The organism is Streptomyces sp. NBC_01261, assembly GCF_036226385.1.
Classification (GTDB): Bacteria; Actinomycetota; Actinomycetes; order Streptomycetales; family Streptomycetaceae; genus Streptomyces.
On sequence record NZ_CP108463.1, the window covers coordinates 1107191 to 1130243 of the forward strand.

Here is a 23053-nt window from a genome sequence, read left to right on the forward strand (position 1 = left end):
TGTATCCCTCATATATCGATCCGATCGCCTCGGCCGTGTTTCACCAAACGACCCTTGACCACCGACATTGGGGCAGTGTAGACATGCCGCCATCAGATGTTTACGTAAACATAACAGCCCGGGGCCGTTCTGGACCGTGCTGGTTACGCAACATCGCGACGGCGTGTGACGCCGGTTCCGAGATGGACGAGCGAGGAACTACATGACGACGCTTCAACCCCCTGCGGCCGCGACTCGGCCTCCTACCAGGCCATCGGCGAAACGAGACCGCCGTTCCTGGACAGGGTGGGGTTTCATCGGACCCTTCGCGGTGGTCTTCGCCTTCGTCTTCCTGGCTCCGATCGCGTACTCGATCTATCTCAGCCTCTTCCGCGACCAGCTCATCGGCGGCAACCACTTCGTCGGCCTGGACAACTACAAGCAGGCCTTCCAGGACGACCAGTTCTGGTCCTCCCTGGAGCGGGTCTCGCTGTTCCTGGTGATCCAGGTGCCGATCATGCTCGGCATCGCCCTGTTCGTGGCGCTCGCCCTGGACAGCGGCCGGCTCTTCGGCCGGGACTTCTTCCGGATCTCGATCTTCCTGCCGTACGCCGTGCCCGCCGTGGTCGCCACCCTGATGTGGGGCTTCATGTACGGCACCCAGTTCGGTCTGGTCGGTGACATCAACAGCGCCTTCGACGTGACACTGCCCGACCCGCTCTCCGCGCACCTGGTGCTGGCGTCGATCGGCAACATCGTCACCTGGGAGTTCGTCGGCTACAACATGCTGATCTTCTACTCCGCGCTGCGGGTCATCCCGACCTCGCTGTACGAGGCGGCGGAGATCGACGGCGCCGGGCAGTTCCGGGTGATCACGGCCATCAAGCTCCCCGCGATCCGGGGCGCCCTGGTCATCGCGACGATCTTCTCAATCATCGGCAGCTTCCAGCTCTTCAACGAGCCGAGCATCCTGCGACCGCTGGCGCGCAACGCGATCACGACGGACTACACGCCGAACTTCTACACGTACTCACTGTCCTTCAACGGACAGCAGCACAACTACTCCGCGGCGGTCGCCATCATCATGGGGCTGATCACCATGGTCATCGCCTACGTCGTGCAGCTCCGCGGCATGCGCAAGGGAGCCTGAGCCATGAGCACCCCCGTCACCACCGCCTCTCCCTCCGCGTCCGCGCCGTCCGGCGGCGGCCACAAGGGCGCGCCCCGCCTGCGCACACCCCGCAAGAAGCACTCCCCCGGGCGCCCCAAGCGCAGCGTGCTGCTGACCGTGCTGACCGGTCTGATCCTGGTCTACACCGTGGTGCCGCTGCTGTGGCTGGTCATCAACGCGACCAAGACACAGCAGGGACTCGCCGACTCCAACGGCCTGTGGTTCGCCCACCACTTCGCCCTCTGGTCGAACATCCACGACACGTTCACCTACCACGACGGCATCTTCGTCCGCTGGCTGCTGAACACCCTGCTCTACGTCGTGCTCGGCGCCGGCGGTGCCACCTTCCTGTCGATCCTCGGCGGCTACGCGCTGGCGAAGTTCAACTTCCCCGGGAAACGCGCCATCTTCGCCGTGGTCATCGGTGCCGTAGCGGTCCCGGGTACGGCCCTCGCGGTGCCGACGTTCCTGATGTTCAGCAAGATGGGGCTCACGGACACCCCGTGGGCGGTGATCATCCCCTCGCTGGTCTCGCCGTTCGGCCTGTACCTGATGTGGGTGTTCGCCACCGAGGCCATCCCGGTCGAACTCCTCGAAGCCGCGCGGATCGACGGAGCGGGCGAGATCCGCACCTTCTTCCAGGTCTCGCTGCCGCTGCTCGCGCCCGGTGTCGTGACGGTCCTGCTGTTCACCACGGTCGCGACGTGGAACAACTACTTCCTGCCGCTCATCATGATCAAGAACCCGGACTGGTACCCCCTGACCCTGGGCCTGGACGCCTGGAACTCCCAGGCCCAGACGATCGGTGGTGACGTCATCTTCAACCTGGTGATCACGGGTTCGCTGCTCACCATCGTGCCGCTGATCGCCGCGTTCCTCCTGCTGCAGAAGTACTGGCAGTCCGGACTCGCCGCCGGAAGCGTCAAGGAATAACCCAACCCTCAAGAAGTCCCACCCACGAAGAAGTGGAAGCACCTCCATGCGCAGAACCACCAGCCGCCTGCTGCGCGGCCTCGCCGTCCTCTCCGTCCTCTCCCTGGGGGCGACGGCCTGCGGCAGCTCCGACGACGACAGCTCCAGCACCAAGGCGGTCTCCGCCTCGGACATCCAGGCGGCCCTCAAGAAGGGCGGCTCGGTCACGGTCTGGGCCTGGGAGCCCACGCTGAAGACGGTCGCCGCGGACTTCGAGAAGAAGTACCCGAAGGTCAAGATCAACCTGGTCAGCGACCGGTCCGGCGACAAGCACTACACCGCGCTGTCGAACGCGATCGCGGCCGGCAAGGGCGTCCCCGACGTCGCCCAGGTCGAGTACTTCGCGCTGAGCCAGTACGCGCTCACCAAGGGCCTCACCAACCTGGCGCCGTACGGCGCCGACAAGCTGGCCTCCAAGTACACGGCCGGTCCGTGGAACGCGGTGAGCGACGGCGACAAGGTCTACGGCCTGCCGATGGACTCGGGCCCGATGGCGATGTTCTACAACAAGAAGGTCTTCGACAAGTACAAGATCGCCGTCCCGACCACGTGGGACGAGTACGTCGTCGCGGCCCGCAAGCTGCACAAGGCCGACCCGAAGGCGTACATCGCCAACGACGCCGGTGACGCGGGCTTCACCACCAGCATGCTGTGGCAGGCCGGTTCGCGCCCCTACAAGGTCGACGGCACCAAGGTGACGGTCAACTTTGAGGACGCGGGCGCCAAGAAGTACACGGAGACCTGGCAGAAGCTCATCGACGAGAAGCTCCTCTCGCCGATCAACGGCTGGACCGACGACTGGTACAAGGGCCTCGGTGACGGCACCATCGCCACCCTGACCACCGGCGCCTGGATGCCCGCCAACTTCGTGAGCGGTGTCGCCGGTGCCTCCGGTGACTGGCGCGCGGCCCCGATGCCGCAGTGGACCGCGGGCGGCAAGGCCAGCGCGGAGAACGGCGGCTCGTCCCTCGCCCTGCCCACCCTGGGCAAGAACAAGGAACTGGCCTACGCGTTCGTCGAGTACGCCAACGCCGGCGCCGGCATCCAGACCCGTGTCGACGAGGGCGCCTTCCCGGCGACCAAGGCGGAGCAGCAGTCGGCCGCGTTCCAGGACAAGGCGTTCCCGTACTTCGGCGGACAGCAGGCCAACAAGATCTTCGCCGAGTCCGCGTCCGAGGTCGCTTCCGACTGGTCGTACCTGCCCTTCCAGCAGTACGCCAACTCGATCTTCAACGACACCGTCGGCAAGGCGTACATCTCCGGTACGACGCTGGCCCAGGGTCTGAAGAGCTGGCAGGACGCCTCCGTCAAGTACGGCAACGAGCAGGGCTTCACGGTCAACAAGTGACCCGCTCGAAGTAGCCGGCTCGAAGAAGCAACCGGCACCACCCCGGGAGCCGCCGCTGAGGAGCAACCGCTCAGCGGCGGCCCGCCCGGAATCCACCACGTATCGCGTACCGCCTGTGCAGTAACCGGAAGGACCATCATGATCTCCACCCTCCTGTCCCAGTTGCGGCACGGGCCGGACGGTGAGTCCACCACCCCCCGTCTCGCCTACGGCGCCGACTACAACCCGGAGCAGTGGCCGCGGGAGGTGTGGGACGAGGACATCCGGCTGATGCGCGAGGCCGGCGTCAACATCGTGTCCTTGGGGATCTTCTCCTGGGCCCGCATCCAACCGGCCCAAAACGAGTGGGACTTCGGCTGGCTCGACGAGGTCATGGACCTGCTGCACGCGGGCGGCATCGGCGTCGACCTGGCCACCGCCACCGCGTCCCCGCCGCCGTGGCTGAGCACGGAGCACCCGGAGATCCTCCCGGTGACCGCCGGCGGCGAGACCCTGTGGCCGGGCGGCCGCCAGCACTGGCGTCCCACCTCGCCCGTCTTCCGCGAGCACGCGCTGCGCCTGGTACGGAAGTTGGCCGAACGCTACGCGGACCACCCCGCACTGGTCGCCTGGCACGTCTCCAACGAGCTGGGCTGCCACAACATCTACGACTACTCCGACGACGCGGCCCGCGCCTTCCGCGACTGGCTGCGCGCCCGCTACACCACGATCGACACGCTCAACCAGGCCTGGGGCACGGCGTTCTGGTCCCAGCGGTACAGCGACTGGGAGCAGATACTGCCGCCCCGGCTGGCCGCCTCCTTCCCGAACCCCACCCAGCAACTCGACTTCAAGCGCTTCTCCTCCGACGCGCTCAAGGACCATCTGCGCGTGGAGCGCGACCTGTTGCGCGAGATCACCCCGGACGTGCCGGTCACCACCAACTTCATGGTGATGGGCAACACCAAGGGCATGAACTACGCCGACTGGGCCGCCGAGATCGACTTCGTCTCCAACGACCACTACGTCACGCCCGGTTCGCAGGACCGCGACGAGCTGTCCTTCTCCGCGAACCTCGTCAGCGGCATCTCCGCCGGCCGCCCGTGGTTCCTGATGGAGCACTCCACCAGCGCCGTCAACTGGCAGCCCGTCAACGTCGCCAAGCGCCCCGGCGACCTGGCCCGCGACTCCCTCCTGCACGTCGCGCACGGCGCCGACGCCGTCTGCTACTTCCAGTGGCGCCAGTCCGCCGCCGGTGCCGAGAAGTACCACTCCGCGATGGTCCCGCACGCCGGAGCCGACAGCGAGGTCTTCCGCGCGGTGGCCGAACTCGGCCGCACCCTGAGGACGTTGGCCCCCCTCGCCGGGTCGGACCGCGAGACGGCCCGGGTCGGCATCGTCTTCGACTGGGAGTCCTGGTGGGCGAGCGAGCAGGACTCGCACCCCACCGACCGCCTCGACTACCGCCAGGAAGCGCTCGACTGGTACTCCGCCCTCCTCGACCTCGGCGTCCGCGCCGACATCGTCACCGCGCAGACCGCCCTCGACCGCTACGACGTGGTGATCACGCCGGTCCTGCACATGATCCCGGCGGCCCTCTCCAAGGAACTCACCCGGTACGTCGAGCAGGGCGGCCACCTCGTCTCCACCTACTTCTCCGGTGTCGTCGACGAGAACGACCACATCTGGCTCGGCGGCTACCCGGGCGCCCTGCGCGACCTGTTGGGCATCCGCATCGAGGAGTTCGGCCCGCTGCTCGACGGCGACACGGTCGAACTGGACCTCGACGGCACGGCCACGGGCTCCCTGTGGACCGACCGGATCACGGTGGCCGACCCCGAGGTGGAGGTGCTGGCCCACTACCGCAGCGGCGCGTACGCCGGCCGCCCCGCCGTCACCCGCCGTACGGTGAACGGAGGTTCGGCCGCGTACGTCTCCACGCGCTTGGGCCGCGAAGGCCTCGCCGGTCTGCTCCCCGAGTTGCTCGCGCCCGCCGGTGTCGGCAGCGAACTCCCCGACTCCGCAAAGGGACTTGTCGAACTGACGGTGCGCCAAAACGCCGAGAGCCGCTATCTGTTCCTGGTCAACCGGACCGACGGGACAGTGCCGTTGACCGGCCTGTCCGGCGAACTCCTGGTCGGCAGCACGGGCGAGGACGGTTACCCCGTGCTCTCCCCCAGGGAGGTCGCCGTAGTGAGCCAGCCCGTCAGGTGAGTTCGAGCAGCCCGCGGCGGACGGCCTCCGACACGGCCCCCGCCCGGTTGTCGACCTTGAACTTGCGGTAGATCCGCACGAGATGGGTCTTGACCGTGGCCTCGCTGAGGAACAACGCCTCGGCGATGGCCCGGTTGCCGCGCCCCTCCGCCATCAGCCGGACGACCTCGACCTCGCGCTGGGTCAACTCCTGCGTGGGGCTGACCACTTGGCCGACGAGTGAGCCGACGACCTCCGAGGCAAGCCCGACCGATCCGGCGGCGGCCGTACGGACGGCCTGGAAGAGCTCCTCCGGCGGCCCCGCCTTGAGCACATAGCCACGGGCGCCCGCCTCCAACGCCCGTACGACATCGGCCCGTCCGGCATAGCTGGTCAGCATGACGACGGCCACGCCCGGCGCCCGCTGGGCGAGCCGTCGGACGGCCTCGACGCCGTCGATCCCGTTCCCCGGCCCGGCGAACCGCAGATCCATCAACGCGACATCGGGCGTCAACTGAGCTGCCAGACGCACGGCTTCCTCACCACTCCCGGCCTCGCCGACCACGTCGAGATCGGGTTCGCCGTCGAGCAGGGCGTGCAGTCCGGCCCGTACGACGGCGTGGTCGTCCGCGATCAGGAGGCGGAGCGGAGCGACGGTCATGCGGTGGTCGCCGCGGTGAGCGGTGCGACGGTCTGATTCCGGGGTGGGGCGGACACCGTGGCGCGGACCCTGGTCCCCCGCCCCGGCATGCTGCTCACATCGAGGTCTCCGCCGCACTCGCGCAGTCGTGCCCTGGCCGCGGTCAGTCCGAATCCGCGGTCCGCACGGGCACCGGCCGCGAAGGCGGCGGCGGGGTCGAAACCCCGCCCGTCGTCGCTCACTTCGAGTTCCACCCGGTTCCGGTGTCGCCGGTAGGTGACCAACACACTTGCCGCGCGGGCGTGTTCGCGTACGTTCGCCAATGTGCTCTGGGCGACACGGAAGAGGGTGGTGGCCGTGTGCTCGTCGAGGACAGGCTGGTGCGCGCCCACCGCGCGGAACTGGACCCGGGCCCCGGTGCCTTCCGTCCGCGACCGGGCGCACAGCAGCCGCAGCGCGTCCTCCAGGCCCGCCTCGGCGACGGCGGCGGGAGTGAGATCGCGGATCATCCGCCGGGTCTCCGCCAGATTCGCACCGAGTCCGTCGGCCACGGCACGGACCCGCGTGCGTGCCACGTCCGGCCGCTCGTCCCAGTCCCGCTCGGCGACCTGCAGCATCATCACGCTGCCGGCGAGTTCCTGAGCCAGGGTGTCGTGCAGGTCGCGGGCGATACGGGTGCGCTCGGCGAGTACACCGGCCTGCCGCTGCTGCTTGGCCAACGTGTCCCGGGTGTCCCGCAGTTCCTCCACGAGCCGCTGGCGGACAGCCGCGTCACGCTGCTGGGTCCGGTACAGGGCGACGGTCGCCCACACCGCCGCGACGGGCACCAGCGCGACCTCGGGGTCGAACCGGCCCGTGGCCCGGACGAGCGACCCGACGAGCACGACGGTGATCACGGCCACGGTCACGACGGCGGGCCGCCGGCCGAGCACGCGCAGTGCGGCGCAGGCGAGCGGAACGGCGCACCACACGTAGGCAGTTGTGAGCGGCGCCTGGGTGAGGAAGGTCAGCACGGTCCACAGCAGAACCAGTACGGGGACCCACGCGCTCCTGCCGAGCGAGCCGAGCCGGTCCCACCACGTGAGCCCCGCCGCGTACACCAGCGCCAGCGCTCCGCTGAGGCTCACGATGTACCAGCACAACGGGATGTCGATCAGGGCGAGCCGGACGAAGCCCGCCCCGACGACGAGGAACAGCGCGAGATGGGAGACGTGCTCCAGGGTGTGCCGACTGCCGCGGGCGGACGACGGAGTGCGAGCGGACACGGCGGATTCCCTTGGGCCACATGATCCGGACAGGGCCCCCGAGTCTATCGACCACCTGTATGACCGGTGTGAACAGTGAGACCCGTCACGCCCCCGGGTGCAGCCCCAGCCAGCCCGGCGAGGGATCACCCTTGACCTCGCCGAAGTAGAGGGCGAAGGTCTGCTTCCAGCGCTCGACCTCCGCCCGGTCGGCCATGAAGCGGGGGAAGCCGTCGATGTTCGCGTTCGGGTACTCCCAGAGCGGCTTCAGTCCCGTCGGGAGCGTGGTGTCGGTCCGGACCGACCAGCCGTTGAAGGACGCCCGCTGCTGGGTGTCGGACAGCTGCCAGTTGAGGTAGAGCTTGGCGGCCATGGTGTTCTTGGCCTGCTTCAGGATCGCGGCGCGCTGGCCCCAGGCCATGAAGGGGTGACCGTCGGGAACGACCCACTTCACGGGATTCGAGGAGACCAGCGTGCCGGCCGTGGAGATGCCGATCGCCTTCTGGCCGGCGTAGACCGCGTCCCCCGGGGAGTTGCTCCCCCGGGCGAACCGCACGTCCTGCCCGGCGAGCGCGGCCACCCAGTCCCAGCCGTAGCGCTGCGCGTAGAGCGTGTAGAGGTAGAGGGACGCGTCGTCGTCGTGCGGGTAGGACGAGGCGATCTTCCCCTTCCACTTGGGGTCGATCAGGTCGAGCGGGGTCTTGGGGGCGTCGGAACCGACGGCGGCGACGTCGTACAGGAAGCTGAAGCCGACCGCCCCGATGGCCACCCAGGCGCCCTGCGGGTCCTTGAACTTGTCGTACACCTTCGAGAACCCGGCCGGCCTGTAGTGCAGCAGCCGGCCCTGCTCCTTCCAGCGCGTGAAGTCCTGCAAGGTCTGGAGTTGCACGACGTCGGGTACCAGGGTGTCGGTCGCGAACTGGTTGTCCACGCGCACGTCGTGGTACTTGCTGTAGTCGACGATCAGCGTCAGATCCATGGCGGGGAAACGCTTCTTGAAGGCCGCCTTGGTGGCGTCCTGCTGGGTCGGCGTGTCACCCCCGGCGTAGATCACGAGCTTGCCACCGTCCGCCAGAGCGGCCCGGTACAGCTCGTCGAGCGTTCGGGTCTCCTCGGCTCCGGAACCACTCCGGAACGACCGCCCGCGCGAGGCCGCTACGGCGGGCGTGGCCGCGGCACCGAGCACACTCATCCCGAGGGCGGCACCGGCTCCACCGGCAAGGACACGTCGCCTACTGAGAAAACTGGACACTCTGGGGGCCTCTCTGAGGGGGGCGTGAAGCCATGAACCGCGTGGGCGGAAGCCCGGCGCCATGGTCATGGGTGATTCTTCAGCCGCCCGGGGGCCGCTCGCGTCGTCCGTACGGAGCGAGGGGTGTGCGCGAGGTTGAAGCGGGGTTCAACCGATCGGTTGAACGGGATGGGGCCGATCCCCTTCGCTCAGCCGCGCGACATGGCCCGCACCGTGTCGCCGACCTGTCGTACCTGATTCTCCGTCAGTCGGCGGACGTCCCACAGCAGTTCAGCCGCGTCGGCCGCCGCCGGGTTCCGGGGCGGGGTGTCGTCGGGGAGGTCGACACCGGTGACGGCGGACAAGGTTTCGGCGGGGACACCCAGTACGGTCGCGAAGTCGACGAGCAGGTCGGGGGTGAGTTCCTTGCGGCCGTTGCCCACCCCCGCATACGTGGACGCGGCCCAGTACCGGCCGGTCAGACACAGAAACGTCCGGGCCGTCCCGGCCCAGCTCAGGTTCCGGTTGCCGATCATGCGCAGGAGCACACCACCAGGACCCCGCTCGAACCGTTCGTAGACCCGCAATGCCGGTACCGGCTGTGTGCGCTCCTCCTGGGGCAGCGACCGGACGAGTTGACGCAACCGGCGCCTGTACTCAGGCGGCAGACCCATGGCGTCCCCCACCAGGCCAGGAAGCATGACACCCGCCCTCGCGTCCAGGGGAGCCAACTCCTCCGGTACCGCCACCCCGGCGATCACACACAGGTCCGCAGTCTGCAGGTGCAACGCGGACGCGAGCCTCTGGAGCAGCGGCGGGCTCGGCACCGTGCCGTCGAACACCGCCCGGAGTTGGGGTTCCGGGACACCCGCCGACGTCGACAGGTCGGCGAGGTCCAGTCGCCGGTGTCTCGCCAACCGCGCCAACAGGACGTCAAAATGCGGGAGTTCCGTCATTCCGGCGTCGGGCGCAGCCCCGTGACCGTGACCGTGACGAGTCGTCGTACCGCCGCTTTGGACGGCAGGACACCGGCTGCGGCGAGGGCGTGGAGGCAGTAGGTCGCGAGTTCGTCCGGGGAGACGTCGGCGCGGATGTCGCCGGCCTGGGCGCCCTCGGCCAGGAGTTCGCGCAGGAAGCGGTGGAGGTGCTGCTCGGCGCCGACGACGTGGTCGCCCTGGTGCAGCAGCGCGCCGAGTTCGGGGCCGTGGCCGTGGCGCCGTTGCTGGATGAAGGCGTACGCCTCCAGCACCGCGCTCAACCGCTCACCCGCTCCGCCGGGGCCGTCCCGGAGTTCGGCGAGTTCCTTGAGATGCCCGGTGATCCGCTGCTCGTGCCACGCCGTCATGATCGACTCGACGTCCGGGAAGTACTTGTACAGCGTGGCCCGGCCGATCCCGCTCTCCTCGGCGATCTTCGACATCGTCACCGAGCGCAGCCCACGCTCGGTGACCAGCACCGCGGTGGTCTCCAACACCGTGTCGCGTACCGCGCGACGGTGTTCCTCGATGGTCTCGTTCCAGAGCTTCGGCACAGCCTCAGCATACGTCTCGCCACCTTCGAAACACCATGCATTGACAGCGACACAGTGTCTCGATAAAGCTGACGGAGTTGATGCGCACGAGTCCCCCACACCTGGCCGAACCGAGGACCCCATGCTCACCGCCGAAGCACGCATCCCCACCGACCGCCCCAGCCGCTACCTCGTACAACTCTGCAAGCACTTCGACAACAAGGGCCGCCACCTGACCCATCGCCCACGCGCCCACACACTCCCGGAACTTCGGCCCGACCAGATCCAGGTCGAGTGGACGGACAGCGACGGGACACTCCGTCTGCCGTGGGGGCAGTGCACCCTGCGGGCGCTCCCCGGAGCGCTGCGCGTGCACGTCGAGGCCGACGGCCAGGAGAACCTGGACCGGCTTCAGGACCTCGTCAGCACGCACATCAGCAGGTTCAGCAGGCGCGATCCGTTGCGGGTGGAGTGGCAGTCGCCCGGGGCAGACGTCGACGTGCCACCCGGCGAACAGGCCCCGCCACACGCATTCGATACCCCCTAGGGGTATAGTCCTGCGAGACGTACGCCGGAGACCGGAGAGGAGCGGGTTCATGGGAGCGATCGGGCACGCGTTGTCCATTGCCGGTTCGATGACCTGGGAGGTCACCTGGGCGCTGATCCTCGGGTTCACGCTCTCCGCCGTCGTGCAGGCGGTGGTGCGTCGGTCGACGGTCGTACGACTGCTCGGTGACGACCGGCCGCGCACGCTCGCCCTCTCCGCCGGGCTCGGCGCGGCCTCGTCGTCGTGCTCGTACGCGGCCGTCGCACTCGCCCGTTCGCTGTTCCGCAAGGGCGCGAACTTCACGGCGGCCATGGCCTTCGAGATCGCCTCCACCAACCTGGTCGTCGAACTCGGCGTGATCCTGGCCCTGTTGATGGGCTGGCAGTTCACGGCCGCGGAGTTCGTCGGCGGCCCGATCATGATCGTCGTCCTCGCGGTGCTGTTCCGGCTCTTCCTGCGGCAGCGTCTGCTGGACCGGGCGCAGGAGCAGGCGGAGCGCGGGCTGGCCGGTTCCATGGAGGGGCACGCGGCGATGGACATGTCGATCGGGGGCGAGGGGAGCTTCGTCCGTCGGCTGTTCTCGCGGGACGGGTTCACGTCCGTGGCGCACATCTTCGTGATGGAGTGGGCCGCGATCCTGCGCGACCTGGTGGCCGGACTGCTGATCGCGGGCGCGATCGCCGCCTGGGTGCCGGACACCTTCTGGCACACGTTCTTCCTCGTGGACCACCCCCTCGCCGCGAAGCTGGTCGGTCCGCTCGTCGGCCCGTTGGTGGCCATCGCGACCTTCGTCTGCTCGATCGGCAACGTGCCCCTCGCGGTGGTGCTGTGGAAGGGCGGCATCAGCTTCGGCGGGGTGATCGCCTTCATCTACGCCGACCTGCTGATCCTGCCGATCCTCAACATCTACCGGAAGTACTACGGCGCCCGGATGGCCGGCTTCCTGCTGGTCACCTTCTTCGCCGCGATGGCCGTCGCCGGGTACATCGTCGAGTTCGCCTTCGGCGGCCTGGGGCTCATCCCGGATCAGGCCGACGCCAAGATCCCCGACGACGGCATCACCTGGAACTACACGACCTGGCTCAACATCGTCTTCCTGCTGCTGGCCGCGAGCCTGGTCGTACGGTTCCTGCGCAGCGGCGGCCCGGCCATGCTGCGGATGATGGGCGGCTCACCGAACGAGGGCGACCAGGAACACACGCACGAGGGCCACGAGCACCACCACTAGGACCTGTCCGGCACCGGGGTCCGGCCGGCGGTACGCGCTGCGGATCGGGCCCGGTCCCGTCCGACGACAAGCCGTGACCAGACCTCGGCTCGGTCACGGATGTAGTCGATGTCTCGGGCACGGTAAGCCTGTTGCTCGGTCGTGCCCCAGCCGTCGTGGTTGGCGGAGTGGGTGAGCGGGGGGCGTAGCGGTAGAGGACGTAGGCGAGGTCCCAGGCGCGGGGGCCGGGGCGGGCGGCGTCGAAGGCGATGAGTCCTACGGCCCTTTCGCGGGTGACGACGCGGTAGATACGGGACGAAGTCGCCGTGACAGATCACCTCGACCGGCACGAGCGCGTCGAACTGCCAGTCACTGCCCAGATGTTGGGCCAGGTCGGTAGTCGCGTCGTGGTAGTGGCGCAGGAGGTGGGCCGAGGTGGTGAGCGCCTGGCTGCCGCGGCTGGCGTCGGGCAGGGGGTAGCCGACGTCGCCCGCCGGGTAGGTCAGGATCATCCGGCCCCGCCCGTCGGTGGCGTGCACGGCGGGGGTCCAGAGCATCACCGGCTTCCGTACGGTCTCACCGACACGGAAGACACGGGAGGTGCCGCCGCGCCGTCAACTCGTGCTCCTCCGCCTCCACATCCCCTTCGTCGGAGTACGGGAGGGGTCGGCGGACATGTGGATCCTTGCGTGCCGGCGAAGGCGGATTGTCGATCAAGTAGCTTACGTGGGCGGCCTGTTACCGTGCTGCGGTCGAAAAAAGGGGGGATGCGATGTCGGCGGCGGTTGAGATCGAGAGGGTGTGGGCACCGTCCGTCATCGATCTCTGGGCAGGGCGGCGCCCCCTGTGGTGGACCGTCGGCCCGGCAGGGGAACTCGCCGTTCTGCTCGTTCATCGGAAGTACCTGCACCGCATCCACTACATCAAGGGCTGGGTGGGATGGGGCCCGAAGCTGCCGTTCGACGGGGTGTTGGTGATTCGGCGGGCCGACGGATCAGTTCAACACCGACCGATCAAGGATGTTCGGGTCTGGCCCAGTCACATCGCCCTTCTCCCGGACTCCCGGCTCCTCGTCGCGGGCGGTCGCACGCGCAAGGAGGACACGGGTTCGTGGAAGCCGAACGCCGCCGTGTTCTCCCTGACGAACGGCGAGCAGCAGGACTCCTTCTGCATCGGCGACGACATCCCGGCCTTGGTGACCGACCGCAACGGATCGATCTGGACGGCCCACGGTGACGAAGGCATCTACGGAGGGCATCCGGAGTCGGGGGCCGGGCTCGCCGGATGGAGTGGCGCGGGGGAAGCGGTCTGGGCCCCTGAAGGCCGGCTTCCCGACGTGCCTCTGCAGGGTTGCACCGCCGCCACCGAGGGCGACCGGGTGTGGCTGATCTGGTACTCCGGGACCCGTCGCGGCGGTACGTTCCTCACGCGGATCACCCCCTCCACGGGCGAGGTGACCAGCTGGCCCAGCCCTGTGCCCCAACCGGACGGATTCGCCGTACGCGGCGATCGGGCGGTCCTGACCAAACGCGATCACAACGAGCCGACGACCGAAGTCGTCCGGGCCGAGTTGCGCGGCGACACCTGGAGCGTGACCGAGCGGCACACGACCCAAGTGCCAGGGCGGGTCGTCCTGCGCTGCGGTCAAGGGCGTGACGGCTCCCTGTGGCTTCGCGCCGGCGACACCTGGCTTCGCATCGAGGCCTGAACCACCGCGCCGCACGGAACGTCGCGAGGGTCGAGAGCTGCTCGACGGAGACATCCGACAGCCGACTCCGCACCGAAGGCGCCCTGCACAAAAGGCAGTTGCCGATCCCATCCCGGTCATGAACGATCTCCGACCATGACGACGAACCCTGCCCATCCGCCTCCCCGCCCGCTCGCCCTGGTCACCGGAGCAGGACGGACCGTCGGCATCGGCGCGGGTATCGCACGTCAACTCGCGGCCTCCGGTTGGGACATCGCCTTCACCTACTGGTCTCCCTACGACGAACGCATGCCCTGGGGCCCCGAGGCCGACGCGACCTCCGCCATCACCGACACCCTCACTCAACACGGCGCCGCCACCACGGCCGTCGAGGCGGACCTCGCCGACCCGGACGCCCCGGCCCGTGTCTTCGACGAGGTCGAGCGCGAACTGGGCGGTGTCACGGCTCTGGTGATGTGCCACTGCGAGTCTGTCGACTCCGGCCTGCTCGACACCACGGTCGAGAGCTTCGACCGGCACTTCGCGGTCAACGCCCGCGCCACCTGGCTGCTGATCCGCGAGTACGGCCGACGGTTCACCGCCGCGCCGGGCAGCGGCCGGATCATCGCCCTCACCAGTGATCACACCGTGAACAACCTCCCGTACGGCGCCAGCAAAGCCGCCCTGGACCGCATCACTCTGGCCGCCGCGCACGAACTCGCGCACCTCGGCATCACCGCCAACGTCATCAACCCGGGGCCGGTGGACACCGGTTGGATGACCGACGAGGGACGAGCGCACGTGCTCCGGCAGACGCCGCTCAACCGCATCGGCACCCCGCGGGACACCGCCCACCTCGTCGACTTCCTCTGCTCACCGGAGGGCCAGTGGATCAACGGCCAACTCCTCATGAGCAACGGCGGGTTCGCGTAGCACCCGGGTGACCGACCCCCGCGACGGCCCCGACAGACACCCCTCATGCCCACACCGGCGTCACGCCGCACGTGCGCAGTCCTCTGCCAGTCGCAGACTCCGTGTGACGGCGTGCGGGATGTCGTCGACCGGGAACATCACGTGTCGTACGGTCCGTTCGGCGTCGACGATCAGGATCAGGCGTTTGTGGCGGAGGCGGCCGGCGCCTCGGAAGGTCGGGAGTCGTAGGGCCGCGCCCAGTTGATGGTGGGCGTCGGAGAGGAGCGGGTACGGGATCTCCTCGACGCGGACGAACTCCGCTTGTTCGTAAGGGAGTTGGGTGCTGACGCCGCGAATGTCGACGCCCGCCCGGCGGAAGTCGGGCCAGGCGTCTCGGAAGAGGCGGTTCTCCAGGGTGCAGCCGGCCACTCCGGGGATCCGCTCGTCCCAGTCGACTCCCGTGCCGGGGTGGGTGAACAGCACGGTCGCGGCGGCGTCCGGCGAGATCACGGGCAGCTCTGCGCCTTGCGTACCCGGGAGTTGGAGGTCTTCGGGCACACGCGTGCCGGCCAACGCGTGCACGCGAGCGTGCTCAGCACCATCCGCCTCAGCCGTGGCGGTGAGGCTTCCGTCGCCCAGCACCCACCGGTCCCCCCAGTCCTGCATGGCGACGAGCAAGGGCAGCAGCGCGACCCCCGCATCGGTGAGCACGTACTCGTAACGCACCGGTCGCCGCTGATAGAGACTGCGGTGCAGCACCCCGTTCGCGACGAGTCGGCCCAGCCGCTCGGTGAGGACGTTGCGGGACAGGCCGATCTCGGCGGCCAGGGCATCGAAGCGAACGTGGCCGCGGGCGATCTCCCGCAGGATCAGAACGTTCCACCAGTCCCCCAGGACCACGGCGGCCTGGGCGATGCCGCAGGTCTCGTCGGCGTTGTGCTTCCTCATGCACCCATAGTAAGTTCCTTTTCAGGACTCACTTTGTTTCCAGCCGGAACTTACCGCCCGCCGATGTCCGAGACGCGGGCCCTGCGTGAGGAGTTGCACCGTGACCGCCATCAGCCGGGTCGCCGCACGGGAGATCATCGACAGCCGGGGCAATCCCACCGTCGAGGTGGACGTGGAACTCAAGGACGGCTCGCTCGGCCGGGCCGCCGTACCGTCGGGCGCCTCCACGGGCGCCCGGGAGGCCGTCGAGCTCCGGGACGGAGACCCAACCCGCTTTCACGGCAAGGGAGTTCGGCGCGCCGTCGACGCCGTCAACGAGAGCATCGCGGACGCGGTGATCGGACTCGACGCCGAGCACCAGGCCGCCGTGGACCGGACCATGATCGAACTGGACGGCACGGACAGCAAGTCGCGGCTCGGCGCCAACGCCCTGCTCGGCGTCTCCCTGGCCACCGCCAAGGCTGCCGCGGCGGCCCACCGACTCCCCCTGTACCGCTACATCGGCGGTGTCGACGCCCGCCTGCTGCCGGTGCCGATGATGAACATCGTCAACGGCGGCGCCCACGCCGACAATCCGCTGGACTTCCAGGAGTTCATGATCGCGCCCATCGGCGCGGCCACCTTCGCCGAGGCCGTCCGGATGGGCTCCGAGGTCTTCCACACCCTGCGCCGCGACCTGATCGCCGCCGGTCACAGCGCGAACGTCGGCGACGAGGGCGGCTTCGCCCCCGACCTGCGCACCGCCGACGAGGCCCTCGACTTCGTCGTCCACGCCATCGAGAAGACCGGTTACAAGCCCGGCACCGACATCACCCTCGTCATGGACCCGGCCACGTCCGAGTTCTTCCACGACGGCGTCTACGACTACAAGGGCGAGGGCGTCCGTCGTACACCCTCCCAACACGCCGACTACTTGGCGGAGTTGGTCGACCGCTACCCCGTCGCGTCGGTCGAGGACCCGATGGCCGAGGACGACCACGCCGGCTGGCAGGCGCTCACCGCCCGCCTCGGCGAGCGCTGCCAACTGACCGGCGACGACGTGTTCTGCACCAACGAGGCGCTGTTGAGCGCCGGCATCCGGGACTGCATCGCCAACTCGATCCTGGTGAAGGTCAATCAGATCGGCACCCTCACCGAGACCCTCGCCACCGTCGCGACGGCCCACCGCGCGGGCTACACGGTCGTGATGTCCCACCGCTCCGGCGAGACCGAGGACACCACCATCGCCGATCTCGCCGTCGCCACCGGGTGCGGCCAGATCAAGACCGGTTCCCTGTCCCGCGCCGACCGCACCGCCAAGTACAACCAACTCATGCGTATCGAGGAGGACTTGGGCGACCAGGCACGGTACGCGGGGCGCGACGCGCTGGGGCTGCGCCGCTGAACCCTCGACGTCGGAGGTCAGGTGGTGGGCTGCGCCTCGACGACGGCGAACACTCCGGCGGGAGTCGCGGCGCGGGCCGGCTCCGGTCAGGAGACCTTGCTCCCCAGCAGGTCGACCGGGGCGATCACCGGCGGCGCGCTGAGCTTCGTCCGCGCCGCCTCCCCCAGCGCGGCGGCGATCCGCCCCGTCAGGTGGGCCTGGCGTCCCTGCTCGTCCTCGAAGGTGTCGAACACCCCGAAGGTGGTGGCGGTCTCGCGGAACGCGAACCACGTCACCGTGCCCTCTTCCCGCTCGGCCAACTCCTGGGCGCCTCGCAGCATGGCCTCCACCTCGTCGGCGTACTCCGGCTTGGCCTCGACGCGTACCAACAGACCGACCTTCACTGTGACCACTCCTCGCGTGCTAACCGCCGGGCTTCCGGCGCACCACGAACCTATGGCGGGGTTCGGTGATCACATCAGCGGCAGAAACGACACGGTTGATAGTGTTTCCGCCATGCGGGTAGCGGTCGTCGTCTACGACGGGGTGTTCGACTCGGGTCTCTCGGCCATCCTCGATGTGCTGAGCAACGCCAACGCGCTCGGCGGGCAGATCCACGAGTCCTCGCCCACCTGGAACGTGACCCTGGTAGGCCCGGCGCCGCAGGTGCGGACCGGCGCCGGCCTCCTCGTGGCGCCCGAGCCGCTCGATGTCGCCGATACCGCCGACCTCCTGGTCGTACCGGCACTCGGGGAGAGCGATCCCTGGGCGCTGCTCGACCATGTCGGCGGCGACGCGTCCCTGCCCGTCCGCGAGCTGATCGCCCGAACTCGCCAACGTGGTACGCCCATTGCCTCGGCGTGCGCGGGTACCTTCCTGCTGGCCGAGGCGGGCGTGCTGAACGGGCTGCGTGCCACGACGACCTGGTGGCTGTCGCCGGCGTTCCGGAACCGGTATCCCAAGGTCCAGCTCGACCACAGCCGGATGGTCATCGGCTGCGAGGGCATCACCACCGCCGGCGCGGCCTTCGGCCATGTCGATCTGGCGCTGGCGATCGTGCGGGCGGGCAGCCCCGCGCTCGCCGACCTGGTCGCCCGATATCTCGTGGTCGACGAACGCCCGTCGCAGGCGGCGTACACGATTCCCAGCGCGCTGGCCCAGAGCGATCCCACCGTCGCGGCCTTCGAGGTCTGGTCCCGCGAGCATCTGGCGGAGTCCATCAGCATCCCCGAGGCGGCCAGGGCCATCGGCATCAGCGAGCGGACCCTGCAGCGTGCCGTGCGGCGCACGGTCGGGACGTCTCCCATCCGGTTCGTCCAGGACCTGCGGATCGAACGCGCGTCACACCTGCTGCGCACCACCGATCTCTCCCTGGAGACCATCTCCAGGAAGGTCGGCTACGAGCACCCCAACACGCTGCGGGTACTCCTCCGCGAACGCACCGGGAAGACGACGTCGGCGCTGCGTGGCAGCAAGTGACGTCAGGTCGCCTCAGGGGATGAGCACGATCTTTCCGCGCGTGTGACGCTTCTCCAGCTCGGCGAACGCGTCGCGGACGTCGTCGAGCGGGTAGGTCGCGGCGATGGGGATCTCGATACGGCCGGAGGCGACGAGGTCGGCCATCTCGGTGAGGACCTCGCGGGTGGAGGCGTCGGCGCTGCCCGCGCTCCTGGTGCCGAGTTCCTGTGCCTTCTGGAAGGAGATGATCGTCTCGATCCGGTCCCTGGAAATGCCCAGTTCTACGGCGAGTTGGACGTACTCGGGGCCGAAGAGGTCGATGAACGCGTCGATCCCCTCGGGCGCCGCCGCGGTGAGCGCACCGGCGAGCTGGTCGCCGTACGGCACCGGGGTCGCGCCGTGGGCGGTGAGCCAGTCGGCGTTGGCGGGCGAGGCGATGCCGAGGACGTGCGCGCCGCGTACCGCGAGGAGTTGGACGACGACGGTGCCCACACCGCCGGCGGCGGCCGAGACGGCGACGGTCTCGCCGGGCTTCGGGGCCACCGCGTCGACGGCGGCCCACGCGGTGCAGCCGACGACGTAGAGGGCGCCGGCCACCTCCCAACTCAGGGCGTCCGGCTTGAGGATGAGCTGCGACACCGGTACGACGACGTGGGTGGCCTGGCTGGAGCGTTGCCAGGAGAAGCCGAGAACCTCGTCGCCGAGGCCGAAGTCGGTGACGCCCGGGCCGAGTTCGGTGACGACACCGGCGAGGTCGCTGCCCTGGCCGGACGGGAAGGCCGCGGGGAACCGCTCGTGCATCGCGCCCGAACGGATGGCCGCCTCACCGGGGTTGATGCCGGCCGCCCGTACCTCCACGAGGACTTCCCCCGCGGCGGGTCGGGGCATCGGCACCTCGGTGACGCGGAGGACGTCACGGTCGCCGTACTCGTCGAAGCGCACTGCTCGCGCTCGGGTGGTGCTCATCAGGTCTCCTTCGTCAGGGGTGTCGGGCTGGGTGGAGTGGTGGCGCGGAGCACGGCGAGCGCACCGGCCAGGTGACCGAGTGCGGTGTCCGGGAGTGGGGCGGACAGCCGTGTCACGAGTTCGCGGTCGAACACGGGACCCGCCTCAGCCACCGACTCCCGCCCGGCCAGCGTCAGTTCGACGATCGAGGAGCGGCGGTCGGCGGGGTGGGGGCGCCGGGTGCAGTGGCCGAGTCTCTCCAGCCGGTCGACGGCCTGACTCGCGCCGCCGACCGTGATCGAGAGGGCGACGGCTATGTCGTTCACCCGGCAGGAACCCTCGCGCTCGACGACGAGCATCACGTTCAGACCGCCCAGGGTCACGTCGCACTCCTGCCGGAGCCGGGCGTCGATGCCGTTCCACAGGTCGGTCTCGAAGCGCACCAGGTCGTCGAAGAGCTGCCGCAGGTCCACGGGCGGGGTCCTTCCAGCGAGATGCATTAGCTCTAATCATATTAGAGCTAATGCATCTCGCCGGCTACCTCTGGTCTCGCGTGATCAGACCTGCGTCGAGTCCTTCCCGTACGACGGCTCGATGACGAGCTCCGGCGCGGGCGCGGGACCGCCCTCGCTCAGACCGAACCGTGCGTGGAACCTGCGCAGGAAGCCGGGCGCGTACCAGGCCGCGCGGCCGAGCACGCGCATCGCGGCGGGGACGAGGATGCCGCGTACGGCGACGGCGTCGATGAGGATGGCCAACCCGCTGCCCAGGCCGAAGAGTTGCATGAAGCTGAGCTTGGCCGTCCCGAAGGCGAAGAAGCTCACGGCGAGCAGGCAGGCGGCCGCGGTGACGATGCGTCCCGTGTGGCCGAGGCCGTTGGTCACGGCGGACTCGTTGTCCTCGCCGAGGTCGTGGAGTTCCTTGATCCGGCTGGTGACGAAGACCTCGTAGTCCATCGAGAGACCGAAGGCGATGCAGAACATCAGCACGGTCATGGAGACGTCCATGGGCTGTGGCGTGAAGCCGAGCGCGGAGGAGAGGTGGCCGTCCTGGAAGATCCAGGTCATGACGCCGAGGGTCGCGCCCAGGCTGACCATGTTGAGGAGCAGCGCGCGCAGCGGCTGGACGACGCTGCCGGTGAAGAGGAAGAGCAGCAGGAAGGTGGTGAGGGCGACCAGGGCCACGGCGAGCGGGAGCCGGCTGCCGACGGAGTGCTTGGAGTCGACCAGTACGGCGTCGACTCCGCCTACCAGAGGGTGTGTTCCGGCGGGGGCCGTGACCGCCCGCACGTCCTTGACCAGGCTCTGGGCCGCGTCGGACTTCGGTGTCAGGGTGCTCACGACGTTGAGCTGCTGCGCGTCGGGGCGGGCCAGCGCGGTGTTGCCGGGAGCGGTCGCCGCGGACTGTCCGTCGGCATAGGTTCCCGTGCTGGTCTCGACGCGGACGACGCCCTTGAGCCCGGACAGTTCGGTCGCGTACGACTCCAGCGGGGCCTTGCTCAGGGACTTGTCGATGACGATGTGGAGGGCGGAGTCGTCGTTGCCGTTGAACTTCTCGCGCAGCACGGAGGAGACCTGGCGGCTCGTGGCGTTCTCGGGCAGAACGCGTTCGTCCGGGGTGCCGAAGGTGATACCGAGGAGCGGGCTCGCCGCGACCAGCAGGACCGCGAGGACGGGCAGTGCGGTGAGCGCGGGCCGCTTCATGACGGTGGCGGCGAGCCGTCCCCACAGGGGTGCGCGGGTGGCGGGACGCGTGCGGTTCGCCCAGGGCAGCCGCCCGCCGTTGACCCGGTGGCCGAGGACCACGAACAGGGCCGGCATGACGAACAGGGTGCTGACGGCCGCGATGACGACGACACCGACACCGGCGTAACCGAACGAGCGCAGGAAGTACTGCGGGAACACCAGGAGTGCGGCGAGCGCGGCTGCCACGGTCGCGGCGGAGAACGCGACCGTGCGGCCCGCCGTGCTCACCGTGCGCCGGACGGCGTCGTCCACGCTCGCCCCTGACGCGAGTTGCTCACGGAACCGGCTGACCATCAGCAGGGCGTAGTCGATGCCGAGGCCGAGGCCCAGCGCGGTGGTCAGGTTGATCGCGAAGACGGAGACGTCGGTGACGCTGCCGAGGACGTACAGCTCGGCGAACGTGCCCGCGATGGCGATGGTCCCGATCGCCAGCGGCAGCAGGGCCGCGACCATGCTGCCGAAGACGAGCAGGAGCAGTACGAGGGTGAGCGGCACGGCGATGGACTCCGCGAGGACGAGATCCTCGCCCGACTGGGTGCCCATCCCGCTGGTCACGGCGGCGCCACCGCCCGCCCGGACGGTGAGTGTCTTCTCGTACGTCCCCGTGTAGGCGTCGATGACGCTCTTCGCGTTCTCGTCCCGCTCGGTGTCGTTGCCCTTCACATGGGCGAGCACCATGGCGTCGCGACCGTCCTTGGAGCGGAGGTCCGAACTGCCCGTGTCCCAGTACGAGATGACGTTCTCAAGGTGCTGGTCCTTCTTAAGTTCGGCCACCAGGTCCAGGCCGCTCCGCCGTGCGTCCGGGGCATCGACACGCCCTTCGGACGCGCCGACCAGCAGGACCAGATTCGTCTCCCCGCCGAACTTCCGGTCGATGACCTTCGCGGCCTTCGTGGACTGGGAGGCTGGGTCGTCGTAGCCGCCGCCCTGCAGCTTGGCGAACGCGCCGACGCCCAGGACGCCCATGAGGGCCACGGCCACGACGGCGACGACGAGTACCAGCCGGGAGCGGCGGATCGCGAGTTCGGCTATGCGTTCAAACACGCCTGTTCTCCTTAGATATCCATATGTTTGATGTCCACACGGTGAAAAAGGCGCGAAACAGCCGGAGTTGATCAACGAGGCACTCTTCGTCGCCGAGCACGACGTTAGTGAGGAGCAAGAAGATTTGGCAGTGTTAGATTTTCCTCACACTTTGCGACACCGGGGCGTGTGAGAGGAGTCGGCGTCGTACGGTCGCCGCATGGCCGTCGACGAACGCACCACCGCCCCGCCCTCGCTGCGCGAACGGCGCCGGGCCGCCGCCACCCAGGAGATCGTGGACGCGGCCGAGCGCCACCTCACCGAACACGGGCCCGCCGCCCTGTCGTTGAGGGCGGTCGCCCGCGGCCTCGGCATGACCGTGCAGGCGCTCTACCACTACTTCCCGAGCCGGGACGCCCTCGTCACCACGCTCGTCACCAAGGCGTACGACGACCTGGCCGACGCGGTGCAGGCCGCGGTAGACACCCCGTCGGACGACCCGGACCTGCCCCGCCTGGTGATCGCGACCGAGGGCTACCGCCGCTGGGCCATCGCCCATCCCGAGCGCTTCCAACTCCTCTACGGCACACCGTTGCGGGACTACGTGGCCCCCACCGACGGCCCGACCACGCGGGCCTCGCGCCGGATGAGCGAGATCTTCGAGCGCGAGCTGTTCGAGGGGTTCAGCACGGAGCAGCTCGCCGCGGCCGACGTCCCCGTGCTCTCACCCTCGCTCCGGGCCTACCTGGAGCAACTGCCGCACTACGGCCAGGGTTACCTGCCCTCCCCCGCGACCGCTCTGCTCATGGGCGCGTGGGGACACCTGCACGGCCTGGTCGCCCTGGAGGTGTTCGGCCACACGTCCTTCCTCGGCGACCACCAGGCCGAGCTCTTCCGCATGGCCATGCGGAACCTGCTGACGGACATCCACCGCAGGATCCCGTGACACGG

22 protein-coding genes are annotated in these 23053 nt (G+C 69.0%); 11 read left to right on the plus strand and 11 right to left on the minus strand.

Going from position 1 to position 23053, the window contains the following annotated elements; translation table 11 throughout:
• Positions 1–202 precede the first annotated feature (202 nt).
• The 4 genes from OG226_RS04840 to OG226_RS04855 all read left to right on the plus strand — a co-directional run bounded on the left by OG226_RS04840 (position 203) and on the right by OG226_RS04855 (position 5663).
• On the plus strand, positions 203–1129 hold the full coding sequence (locus tag OG226_RS04840) for a carbohydrate ABC transporter permease (protein ID WP_266879178.1): 927 nt from the start codon (positions 203–205) through the stop codon (positions 1127–1129).
• A gap of 3 nt (positions 1130–1132) precedes the next feature.
• Positions 1133–2083, plus strand: a complete 951-nt coding sequence (locus OG226_RS04845) for a carbohydrate ABC transporter permease (RefSeq protein ID WP_328675352.1) — start codon at positions 1133–1135, stop codon at positions 2081–2083.
• A gap of 46 nt (positions 2084–2129) precedes the next feature.
• On the plus strand, positions 2130–3470 hold the full coding sequence (locus OG226_RS04850; RefSeq protein WP_328675354.1) for an ABC transporter substrate-binding protein: 1341 nt from the start codon (positions 2130–2132) through the stop codon (positions 3468–3470).
• A 138-nt stretch (positions 3471–3608) separates the two neighbouring features.
• Positions 3609–5663 carry a beta-galactosidase gene (locus OG226_RS04855; RefSeq protein ID WP_328675356.1) on the plus strand — a complete coding sequence of 685 codons (2055 nt, stop codon included), beginning with the start codon at positions 3609–3611 and terminating at the stop codon, positions 5661–5663.
• On the opposite strand, the gene OG226_RS04860 is transcribed toward OG226_RS04855, so the two are convergent.
• From OG226_RS04860 to OG226_RS04880, 5 genes are all read right to left on the minus strand, one after another.
• Positions 5656–6303, minus strand: coding sequence for a response regulator transcription factor (locus OG226_RS04860; protein WP_328675358.1), 648 nt, complete (start codon positions 6301–6303; stop codon positions 5656–5658). The genes OG226_RS04855 and OG226_RS04860 overlap by 8 nt on opposite strands.
• Entirely contained in the window at positions 6300–7547 is a 1248-nt protein-coding gene (locus OG226_RS04865) for a sensor histidine kinase (RefSeq protein WP_328675360.1), read from the minus strand. Before OG226_RS04865 ends, OG226_RS04860 begins: the two co-directional genes overlap by 4 nt.
• 85 nt (positions 7548–7632) lie before the next feature.
• Positions 7633–8778 carry an ABC transporter substrate-binding protein gene (locus tag OG226_RS04870; protein ID WP_328675362.1) on the minus strand — a complete coding sequence of 382 codons (1146 nt, stop codon included), beginning with the start codon at positions 8776–8778 and terminating at the stop codon, positions 7633–7635.
• A 188-nt stretch (positions 8779–8966) separates the two neighbouring features.
• Positions 8967–9713, minus strand: coding sequence for a hypothetical protein (locus tag OG226_RS04875; protein ID WP_329348034.1), 747 nt, complete (start codon positions 9711–9713; stop codon positions 8967–8969).
• Positions 9710–10288 (minus strand): TetR/AcrR family transcriptional regulator, encoded by a 579-nt coding sequence (locus tag OG226_RS04880; RefSeq protein WP_329348035.1) that lies wholly within the window; start codon positions 10286–10288, stop codon positions 9710–9712. Before OG226_RS04880 ends, OG226_RS04875 begins: the two co-directional genes overlap by 4 nt.
• A 121-nt stretch (positions 10289–10409) precedes the next feature.
• Here OG226_RS04880 and OG226_RS04885 point away from each other — a divergent pair, with 121 nt between their 5' ends.
• Complete coding sequence (locus tag OG226_RS04885) at positions 10410–10814, plus strand: DUF2218 domain-containing protein (RefSeq protein ID WP_329348036.1); 405 nt, start codon at positions 10410–10412, stop codon at positions 10812–10814.
• Between the two features lie 49 nt (positions 10815–10863).
• Entirely contained in the window at positions 10864–12042 is a 1179-nt protein-coding gene (locus tag OG226_RS04890) for a permease (RefSeq protein ID WP_329348037.1), read from the plus strand.
• Here the strand turns inward: OG226_RS04890 and OG226_RS04895 are convergent.
• The gene (locus OG226_RS04895; protein ID WP_329348038.1) at positions 12039–12578 is read right to left on the minus strand and encodes a hypothetical protein; all 540 of its coding nucleotides are present in this window, start codon (positions 12576–12578) and stop codon (positions 12039–12041) included. The genes OG226_RS04890 and OG226_RS04895 overlap by 4 nt on opposite strands.
• A 215-nt stretch (positions 12579–12793) precedes the next feature.
• On the opposite strand from OG226_RS04895, the gene OG226_RS04900 reads away from it, so the two are divergent.
• Positions 12794–13729, plus strand: a complete 936-nt coding sequence (locus OG226_RS04900) for a hypothetical protein (RefSeq protein WP_329348039.1) — start codon at positions 12794–12796, stop codon at positions 13727–13729.
• 135 nt (positions 13730–13864) lie between these two features.
• Positions 13865–14641, plus strand: a complete 777-nt coding sequence (locus OG226_RS04905; RefSeq protein WP_329348040.1) for an SDR family oxidoreductase — start codon at positions 13865–13867, stop codon at positions 14639–14641.
• 60 nt (positions 14642–14701) lie between these two features.
• Here OG226_RS04905 and OG226_RS04910 read toward each other — a convergent pair whose 3' ends face one another.
• Positions 14702–15568: a winged helix-turn-helix transcriptional regulator gene (locus tag OG226_RS04910; RefSeq protein ID WP_329348042.1), complete on the minus strand. Its 867-nt coding sequence runs from the start codon at positions 15566–15568 to the stop codon at positions 14702–14704.
• 100 nt (positions 15569–15668) lie between these two features.
• On the opposite strand from OG226_RS04910, the gene eno reads away from it, so the two are divergent.
• Positions 15669–16952: a phosphopyruvate hydratase gene (gene eno, locus OG226_RS04915; protein WP_329348043.1), complete on the plus strand. Its 1284-nt coding sequence runs from the start codon at positions 15669–15671 to the stop codon at positions 16950–16952.
• Between the two features lie 86 nt (positions 16953–17038).
• Here the strand turns inward: eno and OG226_RS04920 are convergent, their stop codons facing one another.
• Positions 17039–17335, minus strand: coding sequence for a putative quinol monooxygenase (locus tag OG226_RS04920; protein WP_329348045.1), 297 nt, complete (start codon positions 17333–17335; stop codon positions 17039–17041).
• A gap of 112 nt (positions 17336–17447) precedes the next feature.
• Here OG226_RS04920 and OG226_RS04925 point away from each other — a divergent pair, with 112 nt between their 5' ends.
• A complete protein-coding gene (locus tag OG226_RS04925; RefSeq protein ID WP_328675384.1) occupies positions 17448–18410 on the plus strand; it encodes a GlxA family transcriptional regulator in 963 nt (320 codons plus the stop codon).
• A gap of 12 nt (positions 18411–18422) precedes the next feature.
• Here the strand turns inward: OG226_RS04925 and OG226_RS04930 are convergent, their stop codons facing one another.
• From OG226_RS04930 to OG226_RS04940, 3 genes are all read right to left on the minus strand, one after another.
• Entirely contained in the window at positions 18423–19355 is a 933-nt protein-coding gene (locus OG226_RS04930; protein WP_328675386.1) for an NADP-dependent oxidoreductase, read from the minus strand.
• The gene (locus OG226_RS04935; protein WP_328675388.1) at positions 19355–19807 is read right to left on the minus strand and encodes a MarR family winged helix-turn-helix transcriptional regulator; all 453 of its coding nucleotides are present in this window, start codon (positions 19805–19807) and stop codon (positions 19355–19357) included. The genes OG226_RS04930 and OG226_RS04935 overlap by 1 nt, the downstream gene beginning before the upstream one ends.
• Positions 19808–19891: 84 nt before the next feature.
• Positions 19892–22123: an MMPL family transporter gene (locus OG226_RS04940; RefSeq protein WP_328675390.1), complete on the minus strand. Its 2232-nt coding sequence runs from the start codon at positions 22121–22123 to the stop codon at positions 19892–19894.
• A gap of 199 nt (positions 22124–22322) precedes the next feature.
• On the opposite strand from OG226_RS04940, the gene OG226_RS04945 reads away from it, so the two are divergent.
• Positions 22323–23048: a TetR/AcrR family transcriptional regulator gene (locus OG226_RS04945; protein ID WP_328675392.1), complete on the plus strand. Its 726-nt coding sequence runs from the start codon at positions 22323–22325 to the stop codon at positions 23046–23048.
• Positions 23049–23053: the final 5 nt, after the last annotated feature.